This window comes from Nostoc sp. UIC 10890, from assembly GCF_054786515.1.
The window spans coordinates 1-11,807 of record NZ_JBSGKF010000024.1 but is presented as its reverse complement, the minus strand read 5'-3'; the positions used below and the strand labels follow the sequence as shown (position 1 = coordinate 11,807).

The window sequence follows — 11,807 nt, the reverse complement described above, 5'->3', positions numbered from 1 at the left end:
ACTCTAAAATGGCTGAGTTGAAAGAAGAATTAACTTTTGTTTCTTATACTTCTGGCACAGATTATAGAGAATTGCAGAAACTATTAGTAGAACAGAAATGGAAAGAAGCAGATCAAATAACTTACTTTAGTATACTTCGAGCCTGTGGTCGTGAACAAGAGGGATGGTTAGCTGATGGAGATATTAAAAAAATACCACGTCATGATCTTTATATAATTAACCATCTTTGGTCAAAATACAGTGAAGGCCATTTCAGTTTCACTATGCAAAAAAGTATTTTGCATTCACAGAGAAGCTTTGAAGATTTTGCTGTTAAAATTGGATGGATGAAACTTATTAGTAATCATCATAAATTCTTTAATTATGATGATTATACTTTTAGCCTAGAAGCACCCCAGGGGAACTTTCCCTGTACTGCTAAGTTAGTAGGCTTAGGTTGTCGAAGTACCAGTGGAGTCACAAACCGGATAAAGAGCTTTTTAACTTGGTACTGAGAAAATAGTATCAAATTGGCGATAAGTTGAAGTTGTAAAACTTCAAATTTTATCAATTAAATAAGTAATCTTTAACCATTATAGATATGTCTAGCAGCCCTAACTCGAACGCTAGATTGCCAAGTATTACCTAACTTCCATACTTGAAAAACATCATAACTATCATGTTCTTCTTTGCAACTCATCCAATGTTTATCATCTCTAGCCTGTAAAAATGAAGCAGCTTTTATTCTAATATTGTCTTCCCAAGTATTATCATTAGTCCAAATTTGGAAGCAATGATGATTGACGCTATCAAGTTTATAAAATCTCATCCAATGTTTGTCGTCTTTACCTTGTAACATCAAGGACTTTTGCACTATAACCGTTCCATTTTCTAATTGTTCTTTAAAAGCATTAAGAGCTTTTTGAGTTTCATTACTTATATCTTGGCTCTGTTGCTCCATCTGCTTTTTAAACTCATCAGTTACTTGTTCAAGTTTTGAACTAAAATCTTGAACTGATTCCTCTGTATTTTTAAAATTAACTTTTAGATTTTGTAGCTCTTTTTTAGTAAGAGCTAATTCTTCTTGCGATATTTTTAATTCTTCCAATGTAGATGCTAGTTGCTCCTGTAAACTAGCAAAATCTACCTTTAGTTTTTTTAAATCTTTTAGCTCATTTTGAAGTTTTTCTTGAGTATCTTTAAGTTCTGCAATCGGTTTTTCAAAGTAATTCAAAGGTGTTTTCCAATCTTGTGCATTGTGCATTAGACATAAATATTTCATTGCTACTTGAGTTAAATATAATTATGTTATTAGTTCTAGGAAATTAGTAAATTTACGAGTATTGCTTTCTGCCTTAGAAGTTATATCGTTTAGTTCGTTGAAAACACTGAGAATATTTAATAATTTGTTTAAATTGAAGAGTCTCAAGATAGAGTAATTTCTTGCCAATCGATCAGATTGCATCCTTGAGCATCATATTGGCATTCTTGAGATGGCTTTTTGACAAGCCAGAGTTTCCAGTCTTTCTGTTTCAGAGAATCAAATAGTTGTCTGACAGTTGATTCATCCTCTGTAAATTTATTTAAAGTGATATGCCAACACTTGCCACCTACTTCTTTGTGGCAGTTTACCTTACTATCAACTTTTACTCGTTTAAAATCTTTATTTTTTAATTGTTTGCCTAACTCATCTAAACATCTACTTTTGAAACAGACTGCATAGACTTTTCTTCCAAATTTATCTCGTGAGTTCGCCTTAATCCAATAATCCTTACCTTCGATCTTATTGCAAAAGCTGTATGCTTGGGCATTGTTAACTTCTTTCCATATCTCCGTTACTATAGACTTTTTACCTTGATCTTGCTTGTAACCATGAGAGTTACTATACCCGGTGATAGTCACATGATAGCCGCCCCATTGCACATCTTTTTCATATCCTGGTGATAGATAAACAGCATATTCATAGTCTTCGATGACTTCACCAAGCACTCGCGCTCTCATATATTCTTTCTCTCCAAAGGCTCTTATTATATATCAACCTTTTTCTAGATTAAGTTTAATTGCTGGCAGTATGAGTATAGCCATCTTTGTGAAAATACGACTTACATTTGCGGGATAAGTCTTTAGTAATCCCACTGCTGATTAATTTGGTTTCCAATCAACCATCACCCCATCCACACAAGCAATCCCCCACTGCGGATACTTCGCCAGCAATTTCTTGATCACAATCTGCAAAGCAGGATCATCATTCCAACACTCCTGCAAGAATTCAAACCCCGGATTGTTGCCCGAATTTGCCGCTCGATCTAGTTTCTCCCTTCTTACAGGTCGCATATTTGACCTTGCAACAATTGCCTCATGTGACCATTTTTCAGCACTGGGGATAGGCGCGGCAGAAGTTTCACCCCTATGATCCGCTTTGACTCCTTCACCCGAAACTGAATTTTCAACCATCAACGAAGCGAGATTACCTCCTTTCACTTGCCCCTGTGGTTGATCTGCGATGGCTACGCCCGCCGCAGGCATCGCAGAATTTAGAGATTTTTCATTCTGAGCGACGGACGCGGCGGAACCAGTACCTTCATGACAGTCCCTCGCTTCAACGCTACAATCCTGCTTTTCAGCGAACAACGGAGCAGGTTGACTTGGTGCAGCATCCACGAGCGTTAGCGTCGTACAGTCCGTTACCGCAGGTAACTCTTCTTCCAACTCTTCCACGCTTTGAACAGACTGAGGCGACGCGACCTCCAAGGGCGCGTGAGCCGTCTCCTCCTTACGCGAAATCTGTATAAGCGTGTCAGAGACACAGCTAACGAACTCTTTTGAAGAGTTCGTTAGCTGTTCCTGAGCAGTTCGTGAGGCTTTCTGGAACTCTTTCTCTGACTGACTTTGATCTGAAATAGATGCTTCATACAAAGCACCCATTTCTTCAGAGCCAGCATCTTTGTCTGAAATCTCAGCATTTGATTCTTGTTTTGTAGAATCTGGTTCCTGATTTTCAGCATTGGGTTTCTCCCAGAACTCCTTCATTCTGCTGCCGTGCAAATTCCTTACCATCCAGCTAGCCGTTTCTCGGCCATCCTGAATTGACTTGTCCGGCTTGAAAATGAATAGCCCACTGTCGGAGAGAATTTTCTTCGCAGAGATAAAAGTACTGTACCCCAAAGCAGAAGTCAGAGGCATCCACCGGGAACCATAAGGGTCAGCCGTCCAGCACTCCTGCCACAACTGCGTAACTGAAGGCTTTTGCTGCGATGTCCAGAGCATATCTTCTATGGGAATAATCACATGAAGTCTTTTGTATGGTGATTCCTTTTTGCTAACAGCAGCTTTTTTGAGCTTGGGTCTTGTGATAGTTGCGGTCATTTTACGATCTCCTCTTATGTTGACGCATGGAAATTTCCCCCACTGTGATTGCGGGGCTTGGTACTTGTATTTGATTGTCTAAAAAGCTACCGATACACTGGAAGCCTATTGAGGTTGCCAGAATCGCAACTCGTCTCGTGAATACCTATCAGCTTTTTTCGATTGCTCTTTCCAAGAATCCCAGGCTACTATCAACTCTTCGCCTAAATCCTCTACTACTTCACCCCTCTCAACATACAAAGTGCGGTAGGGGTCGGCATGGGCAACGATAGAACCCTTTCCGATAATTGGAGGATGAGAAGCAATTTCAAGAAATTTGATTAGTTCTATTTCCTCACTGGTCAATTCTGCCCAGTAGTCTGATTTAATCACTTCGTACTCTTGGGCAACATTCCAAAACTCCTGCCAGTTACACCCAGGTTTAGCCAGCACTGCCCTAATGTCACTAACTGCCTGGGGCAACATTTCCAGTTGTTCGGCTCGGTAAGCGATCGCAATAGGTGTAGGTTCACTCCCTAGAATGATTGCTGCCGCTTCGAGTGCTTGGGTGTTATTCATAGCGTTGGCGAGATTCTTCAATGCCATGCCCATGAGTCGCAGACATTCTTGAGCGTTCTCTTTTGGGGGTTCTTGGGCCAGCGATCGCAAATCAATTGTTTTTTCTAACGCCTGTTTCACCTGCTTGTTCAACGCTCTAGTTGCCTGTTGGGTCATGGTATTTCCCCATTCTTGAGAAGGGCGTTGTTGTACGGCGTGTTCTAGTTCCTGAATACGTTGCTGGAGTTGTTGATTTTCAGTCTCCAACTGCCGTAGCGATTCCATCTCCAAGAGGCGCTGCTGTAACTGGACATTTTCTTCTTTCTGTTGTTTAAAGAGTTGTTGCAGAGATTGGATTTGCTCTTGCACTTGTTCTTCGGCTTTGGCTGTGGCCTCTGTTTGCAAACCAATCCTCAAATCCTGCTCCAGTCGCTCTAACTCCTGTTTATGGCGTTCTTCAATAGCAGCGATCGCTTCCCTATATTCTGGTGGATAATTTCGCCCTCTGGAAAATGGGACACTAGCGGCATCTAAATCAGTATTGTTGATCAACAACCTCTCGCCATCAGCAAAAGTCACAATCTGCTGCCAGCGATTTGGTGCGTCTGCCTCAATGGTTCCCTCTTCTCCATACCTTGGATGGGACTGTTGTGAAACTGTGACAATAGCTTTTTGAGGAACCATTGGTTCTTCAAGTTTGGGAACCATTGGTTCCTGAATAGATTGTTTTTTGCGTGGAAGTTGAGGAACCACAATATTTGCAGCAGCCGCAAAGTCTGATTCACCAGGGGAGGCGTTATCTTTGAGAGCGATCGCTATAGCTTGTTTTAGTTTCTCTGGTTCCTTGACTAGCCGCAGCAGTGGACGGGCTTGACGCTCGTTTTTGATGTGTCCGCCCAACTCGCCAACTGCGTCTATGACCTTTTTGGCTCCTAGCAGTTGGTTAATTCGTCGGTATCCACCCCAGGCGTATAATTCATGCTGGCAGTATTCTTCAAAATTTTTATAGCCAGCTTGCAGGTAAAGCTGCTGTTCTCTCATCTGAAGAATTTCGTCTACCGCTTGCCACTCGAATCGGTCGATGGCAGTGAAGGTTTCCTGAATGCTAGTGTTGAGGTTGCTGTAATCGAGTGCTGATGTTTCTTCTCTTTCTAGTGTCAGCATATCTCTTGCCCACTATGTATGGTAAATACTAGGAATGTTGCAGTTAGTAAGGGACTTGCAGGAGCCGTTAGGCTTTTCGCATTAGGCGACTTCAGCAAACCTTGTGAATCGGCTCAAGTCCGGGTAAACCGCTTTAAAATAAATAATTTCGTTCTCTTTGTGATCAAGATGAAGGTATAAATGAACTTCGTCTGGATCTTTACTGAAAGTACTTTTTCCCCGCCAGCAGTTCTGTTCTAATTTCTCCCACTCCCAGTTACAAGATTCAGCATAAATGTCTGCAATGACTGCCTTTGGTGCATAACTTTCAACTGTGGTGACTGAAGCGTGGATATTTCTCTTGTCCTTATTCACCAAAAACAAGTTATATGCAGGTGCGATCTGAACAAGGCTGACAAAAAACTGGATGATTTCTGGAACTGCTTTTTGAAGAATGATGCGATCGCTCTCCAGCGTGAGCAGTTGATCCTCTACTTTCGGGTAGGAGAACAAGCGATCGCGGATTAAAATGTTTCGCTGGCTGACTCCAGAGATGGCCAAGTTTTTCTGAATATCCTGAATATTATCTCTAATCGTGTGGTAGAGAAAAAGTTCAGTACCAAAATTAGGGCCAAAAATCTTACCCATGTTTTCGTAGAACCGCGCCCCTTCATGTACGGATGATGGAGCATCCAGACACCAGCCTTTAGGGTCTGTCATGATCCGATGAATAATTTCATCATGTTTGGCATTACCGTTCCCAAGCCCAGCAAGCTCTAAGTAAACTTGTCTGTCTAACAATGAAGGGTAAATGAACTTATGGCGTTTGGGGTATCTCAGTCTAAGGCAGTCTTGCAGCAATGAAGATAAGCCTTCTGTGCTGAATAAGTTGGGATTGTCTTGGAGGAGTAACTGGAAAACTGGTAAATTAGACATACTATTTCTTTGTTAAAGGATTAGTCTGGGCGATTGTTCTTCTTGGCGGGAGGCGATCGCTTTTAACTTAGTCCAAGAGTAAATATGTCAATAAAGTTTTCTAGTGACTCAAATAAAGATGGCGTGGGATTCATAACTGTATAACCTCGTACATAACTAAGAAATTATGTTAGCACGAGTTAGTACGCTGTGATCAATAAAAAACAAAACCCACCTAATGCTCGGCGGGTTTGTCTTTAATAACAGTGTTAATAATGTGATCACGCCATTGCCTGAGAGTGGTATTCTCCTCTCTCAGGCGACTAATTCCCCCAGGCATTCCTCTACAAGAGATTCAAGTCTTTGAACTCTTTGCTCAATTTGGGCTACATCATGGCCACTTTCCGAATTTTCTGTCTCTACATATTCTTTAATAAATTTTAAAAGTACATCTGTAACAGTTTTGCCCTGCGCTTCGACTTTAGAGCGAAAAGCTGTCCGTATATCCTCTTCAATGCGAATCGTTAGACGAGATTCAATAGCCATAGACAATCTCCTTTTGTTTTAGGTTATCACAAGCCGTTAGTACGATTTATTCTATCAGGAAATATATTGGACTGGGGTTCCGTACTAACTATATTGACAAACGTACTAACTTGTACTAACATAGTAAATATGAAGGAGGAAATAAGCGCAACGCCTCCTAGTAAATAAAGATGCGCTTACTACAGAACTTTGACAGCACAATCCAGAGTGACCGCTTGAGGAGCAACTGAGGCACTGGCACAACCAGAGAAGGCGAGGGGTACACAGTCGGGAAATGGATTTGCACTGAATAAGAAAGTACCAGCAGGACGACGGCAGTTGAAGCTTTTGAAGAGTCGTACACGTCGCCTGATACGCTGTATCTCCTGTTTTGGTATTGCTCAAGTGCCACTGGCTTTGAGCCGCAAATATATGGCTACGCCAAATCTTTTTGAAAGCGTTGTGCTGAACCACAACGTTCTTTGCACACATAACAAAGGCAATCGCCCACCGTCCAAAGTTTGCGATCGCCTTTTACCCTTTTATCAAGGAACTCTATTATGCCTTATACAACACATACACAGCAAGCAATTCCTAGTTCTCTTTGTGACGAGCAAGCCCTAGCCCAAGCAGAACTGTACAGCCACCTCGAATCCCAAGCCGAAGCTGTAGCCCCAACCCAAGACCCTCTCACCAGCAAAGATCGCCGCATCATTGGCGAGATTATCGAAGTTGAACCCGAATTAATCCGCACTATCTGGATTGAAGGCGGGATTACAGTCTGGGTGCAGTTAGTCGGTGCTGGACGGCTACCATTTGATAGAAACTGGTTCGCTACAAGAGTTGCAGAGGTCAAAGCGACTCTACCAGAAACCCCATTAGAACGAAACGAACGATTGAGCGATGAATTAGAGAAAGCCTGCACTGTTTTTGGTCTGTATCATGGCGAAATCGACTGGTTAGGATTCAGCACCAAACTCTATCAAGACGGGCGCTTTGTTGGCTTCGTCGGGTGCAATCACCAGGGCTGGTACACTCGACCAAGACAGTACGGGGTAAATCGGGTTGCTGGCAGTGCAAAAGATGTGATTGCATCGTTGGGAGTCCGAACGGCAGTAGCGGCTTAGTTGCTGAAGGTAGAAAAGGCGATTGCACACCAAGACAACTGCAATCGCCACCTATATGCTGCAATTACAAATAATCATTGCATATAACACAGCAAGTAACATCACACTTTCAGATTCGGGTTTCTATGACTGCTAAGAGAATTCTCCTACCTGCTACAGATGCGAATGCAGAGGTGTAAGAAATCCTTAGTACTGCAAGTGAGAAAAAGCGATCGCAGCCCTAGAGTTATGCGATCGCCTCTACAACGAAATTTATGACAATTTAAATCATCATGGCACACAGACTATGATTACCACATTTCTTCAACAAACGGAATTGGAAGAGTCTCTTGAGAAGATACTGTTGCCTCCAACAGACCCCAATGCAGAGGTGCAAAAGATTCCTGGATACAAACTGGTTTACGTTAATGGAGCTTGCCCCAGAAATTATCGAGTCTATAAAGCCGATTCGATGATTGGGGTGATATTTCAATACATCACCCATTGGTCAAACGGAGTGGATTCTCTTCGATACGCCGAGCCGGTTGATGCAGCAATTGGGTTGGATGAATTTATGACGATGACAGGCTACTTTACAGCGACTACAGAACAACCACTCACGGAAGAAGAGTTGCTAGATAAGGAATTCGATTCGCTGACAAATGACGAGTGGGAGCGATTAAAGAGGTACGTTCCACAAGCAAAACATTTGGTTGCAGCGTAAGAAACGGGGTGGGCGTTGCTGCCCACTTCCTCAATAAGACTGTTTTACTTACATCACCAATATAACAATGTCACCCATAGAAATCCTACAAGAGTTCAACTCGTGCTATCTCAAGATTCAAGCGATCGCTCAAGATGAAAATTGGCTCAAGTTGATTGCAGACAAGAAGATTGATCCAGAAGCAGCAACTCACGTAGGCGATACATTGCATTACTTGGGCGAGGCAATGGGGTGTGTCGAAGAAGTTGTTGAAATCAAGTTTAATCAGGAATCAAAATAATGAAACTCTATGCAACCAGTATTTCTCAAAGTTTGCCAAGTTGGGCAACTGTTATATCGAATGATGCAGGTTTGATTGAGGTTGAAATAAATGATAAAGACCCTGGATTTCATTCAATGATTGAGGAATTATCTACTGAAATTCAACCAGGAATTATTAGTGTAAAAGCTAGCGATTTATCTCAAATACTCAGCATTGAAATGGTTGATAATAATGAAGAAAATCACTTAGAGAATGAGATTTAATTGCTCAAACCGCAGGAATTGAAAACACTTCTAGAAGCAGAGATTAAAAAGCTACTATATCAAATCGAGGTGCTGAAATACGAGTTAAAAACAATCCCCGGCATTGTCATACATAACTAAGTCGAACACTATCCAATATCAACGCAATTTTCAATAACAACAACGTAATTATGGAAACCATCAAAATCAACAACAGCGTTTTTCTCATTCCACCCAGCCAACCGAAACTACAAGCGAATTGCGCTAAAGAGTACGGGCAATTTCTTCTCGATTGTCCCCCAAAATTGACAATTCTAGAAGCACAAGCAGGAGGATATCTTAAAGGTAACAAGGCTGACTTTGCGATCGCTATTTCTCGCCCTGACCGTGCCTTGACCATCAACGAAAACTTCACCAACGAACCGTTTACCGAGTTGTGGGTGATTCCAGTGGCAGGAGGACTCAAAGAACAATTCAAAGGGCCAGCGTCGATGCTGCTTAGTTTTCTGATCCACCGCCGCAGTAAAGATAATTTCGCTGGACTGTACAACCACTTCGCCCATCGTGCTTTCCAGCAGTGGTGCGAGGAAGGGATGCCGGGAGATCCCAAAGAGTTCTGTTATCAGGCGATCGCTAGCGTACTCAAAAACTACATTTTCTGCGCCGAATTTCAGAAAGTGGAAGGGACGCTTGGAACATACTGGTTCATTCAGTGGAGCTATCGCAATCCTCAGTCTGACTTTGAGAAAGATGCGTTGGAGGCTGCCGAAATGATTCGTAGCGGTGCGGAATCTGGGGCAACAGTTCATTGGGTAACAAATGATACTTACGAACGCTGGGCTAGTAATGCTGTTACAGCACCAGCATTACCCCCGGTTTCGGAAACTGAGGTACGGGCATCTCTGCAAGGACAGAATCAGACTGTTATGCCGCAAGGTAACAAGCGGTAATTAAACACGAAAAAGGCGATTCACCTTTGAGTCGCCACTAAATAAATTAGCAGCAAAAACGAGTAATGAAAATCGGTACTGTCTCCATTAGTTATTCGAGAAAGTTCAACTTAGGGAACTACGAATCAATCGAATTAGGTTGTTCTTTATGGGCGCAAGTCGAAGAAGAGGAAGATGCTCCAGGTGTAGTTCAATTTCTTTATTACCAAGCAAAAGCAGCCGTAAAAAGTGCAGCAATACCCGTAATAAAAGCTAATGAATTTCAAATCAGTAAAGCCAAATCCCAAAAGAAGGTGGCAACTGATTCAGGTGTTGGAGAATTAGAGGATTTATGAAACAACTAACAGGTTCTATGCCCATCGCTCTACTACCACCATCCACTGCGGCTTGGAGCAAAAAAGAACTGCTTGAAACAATTGAATGGCTCCAAAAAGAAAAAGCGGATTGCTGCCATAGATCCGCAGATCATTAGGTATTTGGTAGGGTAATCAAAAAGGATTAGGAGATAGTTCAAGTGTTTAATCTGACCTACGAATTTAAACTTAAACCTACTCGCGCCCAAATTGCAATGTTTGAAGACTGGTTAGAACAATGTCGCCGTGTCTATAACTATGCTTTGGCAGAACGCAAAGACTGGATTAAATCTCGTTCTTGTCAGATTAATGCTTGTTCACTACGCTCTGAGTACATCATTCCTGTTGAGACACAACGACCAAACTACTTCAATCAATGCAAAGCATTAACCCAAGCTAGAGCAAAATACCCAGAACTAAAGGCAGTTGCAGTACACGTTTTGCAACAAACTTTAAAACGACTTGAACAAGCCTTTGTTGCAATGTGGGAAAGGAAACACGGATTTCCCAGATTCAAAAAAACTGGGAGAATGCGTAGTTTTTTGTTTCCACAATTAGGGGTTAATCCAATCCAAAAAGGAAAGATAAAACTGCCGAAGATTGGGTGGGTTAAATTCCATCAATCACGAGAAATACCTGATAGCGATATCGTAAAACAAGCTCATATTGTTAAACGTGCCTCTGGTTGGTATGTGTTGCTCATCTTGCAATGGAATGTATCTGTACCACAATTAATTCCGCACGGTGAAGCAATAGGGATTGATGTAGGCTTAACAAGTTTTATCGCAACTTCTAAGGGGCTAACTGTCAAACGACCGAGGTTTTTTGTAGATGCCGAGTGCAAGCTGAAATTGCTGCAACAGCGCGTTTCTAGAAAACATATAGGCTCGAATAATTGGCATAAAGCACAAAAGAAGGTTGCGTTATTGTATGAGTACATCGTCAATTGTCGTAAAGATTGGCATAAAAAGCTGTCCCATCAAATCTGTAATAATGCCGGGATGGTATTTGTTGAAGATTTGAATCTAATTGGTTTATCCCGTGGAATGCTAGGTAAGCATTGCTTAGATGCTGGGTTTGGACAATTCTTCAACATACTACAGCAGACTTGTTTTAAGCGTGGTGTCTATTTCCAGAAAGTAGACAGCCGTAAAACCAGCCAGATTTGTCCTAGTTGCGGAGTTGAGACAGGCAAAAAAGAGCTTTCTGTTCGTACTCATGTTTGTTCAAATTGCGGCTATATCACTGATAGAGATGTCGCAGCCGCACAAGTAGTTCTCCAAAGAGGGCTTGCAGCCGTAGGGCATACGGTCAAGATGCTTGCTGAGGGTAAATTCACTGGAATCCCTGTGAAGCAAGAATCCTCGAATTTCTAATTCGGGGAGTGTCAAGAGTCCGAGTGAGCTTGATTATCTTCAAATTGATGAGCTAGTGAAAACTATGTGTTTGGCTTGGGCTGGTAATAAGTTTGGACATCCTGATTATGCTGCTAACTCTTATCAAAAACACGTAATCGATGCTGTATTACGAGGTGTCTCTGAGACGGAAGCGATTCAAGCATGGATGGAAGGAGCGCTTGCACAATTGCCTGAACTGAATTGAGAAGAGAAATCATACTTCAAATTAGGGAAAAAAAAAGATGAATCTTTGGTCAAGAATAAATTTGATTGCATTAACAAGTGAACGCTTTTTAGGAGACTATTAC

General features: G+C 41.9%; 16 protein-coding genes. 10 read left to right on the top strand and 6 right to left on the bottom strand.

What is annotated here, in order from left to right:
- On the top strand, window positions 1–494 hold a 494-nt coding region (locus ACWATR_RS37395), incomplete at its 5' end, for a GUN4 domain-containing protein (protein ID WP_460344615.1).
- A gap of 71 nt (window positions 495–565) precedes the next feature.
- Here ACWATR_RS37395 and ACWATR_RS37390 read toward each other — a convergent pair.
- The 6 genes from ACWATR_RS37390 to ACWATR_RS37365 all read right to left on the bottom strand — a co-directional run bounded on the left by ACWATR_RS37390 (window position 566) and on the right by ACWATR_RS37365 (window position 6,486).
- Window positions 566–1,243: a coiled-coil domain-containing protein gene (locus ACWATR_RS37390; protein WP_460344612.1), complete on the bottom strand. Its 678-nt coding sequence runs from the start codon at window positions 1,241–1,243 to the stop codon at window positions 566–568.
- Window positions 1,244–1,404: 161 nt separating this feature from the next.
- Complete coding sequence (locus tag ACWATR_RS37385; RefSeq protein WP_460344609.1) at window positions 1,405–1,980, bottom strand: hypothetical protein; 576 nt, start codon at window positions 1,978–1,980, stop codon at window positions 1,405–1,407.
- Window positions 1,981–2,121: 141 nt separating this feature from the next.
- On the bottom strand, window positions 2,122–3,345 hold the full coding sequence (locus ACWATR_RS37380; RefSeq protein ID WP_460344606.1) for a hypothetical protein: 1,224 nt from the start codon (window positions 3,343–3,345) through the stop codon (window positions 2,122–2,124).
- A 105-nt stretch (window positions 3,346–3,450) separates the two neighbouring features.
- Entirely contained in the window at window positions 3,451–5,046 is a 1,596-nt protein-coding gene (locus ACWATR_RS37375; protein WP_460344603.1) for a hypothetical protein, read from the bottom strand.
- Between the two features lie 81 nt (window positions 5,047–5,127).
- On the bottom strand, window positions 5,128–5,961 hold the full coding sequence (locus ACWATR_RS37370; protein WP_460344600.1) for a hypothetical protein: 834 nt from the start codon (window positions 5,959–5,961) through the stop codon (window positions 5,128–5,130).
- A gap of 294 nt (window positions 5,962–6,255) precedes the next feature.
- Complete coding sequence (locus ACWATR_RS37365; protein ID WP_460344597.1) at window positions 6,256–6,486, bottom strand: hypothetical protein; 231 nt, start codon at window positions 6,484–6,486, stop codon at window positions 6,256–6,258.
- A gap of 539 nt (window positions 6,487–7,025) precedes the next feature.
- Between ACWATR_RS37365 and ACWATR_RS37360 the strand changes: the two genes are divergently transcribed.
- From ACWATR_RS37360 to ACWATR_RS37320, 9 genes are all read left to right on the top strand, one after another.
- Entirely contained in the window at window positions 7,026–7,592 is a 567-nt protein-coding gene (locus ACWATR_RS37360; protein ID WP_460344594.1) for a hypothetical protein, read from the top strand.
- 286 nt (window positions 7,593–7,878) lie between these two features.
- Entirely contained in the window at window positions 7,879–8,295 is a 417-nt protein-coding gene (locus ACWATR_RS37355) for a hypothetical protein (RefSeq protein ID WP_460344591.1), read from the top strand.
- A 67-nt stretch (window positions 8,296–8,362) separates the two neighbouring features.
- Window positions 8,363–8,575 carry a hypothetical protein gene (locus ACWATR_RS37350; RefSeq protein WP_460344588.1) on the top strand — a complete coding sequence of 71 codons (213 nt, stop codon included), beginning with the start codon at window positions 8,363–8,365 and terminating at the stop codon, window positions 8,573–8,575.
- Complete coding sequence (locus ACWATR_RS37345; protein WP_460344585.1) at window positions 8,575–8,820, top strand: hypothetical protein; 246 nt, start codon at window positions 8,575–8,577, stop codon at window positions 8,818–8,820. Before ACWATR_RS37350 ends, ACWATR_RS37345 begins: the two co-directional genes overlap by 1 nt.
- Window positions 8,821–8,990: 170 nt before the next feature.
- Window positions 8,991–9,749 (top strand): hypothetical protein, encoded by a 759-nt coding sequence (locus ACWATR_RS37340; RefSeq protein WP_460344582.1) that lies wholly within the window; start codon window positions 8,991–8,993, stop codon window positions 9,747–9,749.
- A gap of 65 nt (window positions 9,750–9,814) precedes the next feature.
- A complete protein-coding gene (locus tag ACWATR_RS37335) occupies window positions 9,815–10,084 on the top strand; it encodes a hypothetical protein (RefSeq protein ID WP_460344579.1) in 270 nt (89 codons plus the stop codon).
- Entirely contained in the window at window positions 10,081–10,221 is a 141-nt protein-coding gene (locus tag ACWATR_RS37330; RefSeq protein ID WP_190901864.1) for a hypothetical protein, read from the top strand. Before ACWATR_RS37335 ends, ACWATR_RS37330 begins: the two co-directional genes overlap by 4 nt.
- Before the next feature lie 42 nt (window positions 10,222–10,263).
- Window positions 10,264–11,478, top strand: coding sequence for an RNA-guided endonuclease InsQ/TnpB family protein (locus ACWATR_RS37325; protein ID WP_460344575.1), 1,215 nt, complete (start codon window positions 10,264–10,266; stop codon window positions 11,476–11,478).
- 64 nt (window positions 11,479–11,542) lie between these two features.
- Window positions 11,543–11,704: a hypothetical protein gene (locus ACWATR_RS37320; RefSeq protein WP_460344572.1), complete on the top strand. Its 162-nt coding sequence runs from the start codon at window positions 11,543–11,545 to the stop codon at window positions 11,702–11,704.
- Window positions 11,705–11,807: the final 103 nt, after the last annotated feature.

Excerpts from the sequence above, each read along its gene's own strand:
- ACWATR_RS37385 (WP_460344609.1), bottom strand. The coding sequence starts at position 1,980 with ATGAGAGCGCGAGTGCTTGGTGAAGTCATCGAAGACTATGAATATGCT.
- ACWATR_RS37380 (WP_460344606.1), bottom strand. The coding sequence starts at position 3,345 with ATGACCGCAACTATCACAAGACCCAAGCTCAAAAAAGCTGCTGTTAGC.
- ACWATR_RS37370 (WP_460344600.1), bottom strand. The coding sequence starts at position 5,961 with ATGTCTAATTTACCAGTTTTCCAGTTACTCCTCCAAGACAATCCCAAC.
- ACWATR_RS37355 (WP_460344591.1), top strand. The coding sequence starts at position 7,879 with ATGATTACCACATTTCTTCAACAAACGGAATTGGAAGAGTCTCTTGAG.
- ACWATR_RS37390 (WP_460344612.1), bottom strand. The coding sequence starts at position 1,243 with ATGCACAATGCACAAGATTGGAAAACACCTTTGAATTACTTTGAAAAA.
- ACWATR_RS37330 (WP_190901864.1), top strand. The coding sequence starts at position 10,081 with ATGAAACAACTAACAGGTTCTATGCCCATCGCTCTACTACCACCATCC.
- ACWATR_RS37350 (WP_460344588.1), top strand. The coding sequence starts at position 8,363 with ATGTCACCCATAGAAATCCTACAAGAGTTCAACTCGTGCTATCTCAAG.
- ACWATR_RS37320 (WP_460344572.1), top strand. The coding sequence starts at position 11,543 with ATGTGTTTGGCTTGGGCTGGTAATAAGTTTGGACATCCTGATTATGCT.
- ACWATR_RS37365 (WP_460344597.1), bottom strand. The coding sequence starts at position 6,486 with ATGGCTATTGAATCTCGTCTAACGATTCGCATTGAAGAGGATATACGG.
- ACWATR_RS37375 (WP_460344603.1), bottom strand. The coding sequence starts at position 5,046 with ATGCTGACACTAGAAAGAGAAGAAACATCAGCACTCGATTACAGCAAC.
- ACWATR_RS37360 (WP_460344594.1), top strand. The coding sequence starts at position 7,026 with ATGCCTTATACAACACATACACAGCAAGCAATTCCTAGTTCTCTTTGT.
- ACWATR_RS37340 (WP_460344582.1), top strand. The coding sequence starts at position 8,991 with ATGGAAACCATCAAAATCAACAACAGCGTTTTTCTCATTCCACCCAGC.
- ACWATR_RS37335 (WP_460344579.1), top strand. The coding sequence starts at position 9,815 with ATGAAAATCGGTACTGTCTCCATTAGTTATTCGAGAAAGTTCAACTTA.
- ACWATR_RS37345 (WP_460344585.1), top strand. The coding sequence starts at position 8,575 with ATGAAACTCTATGCAACCAGTATTTCTCAAAGTTTGCCAAGTTGGGCA.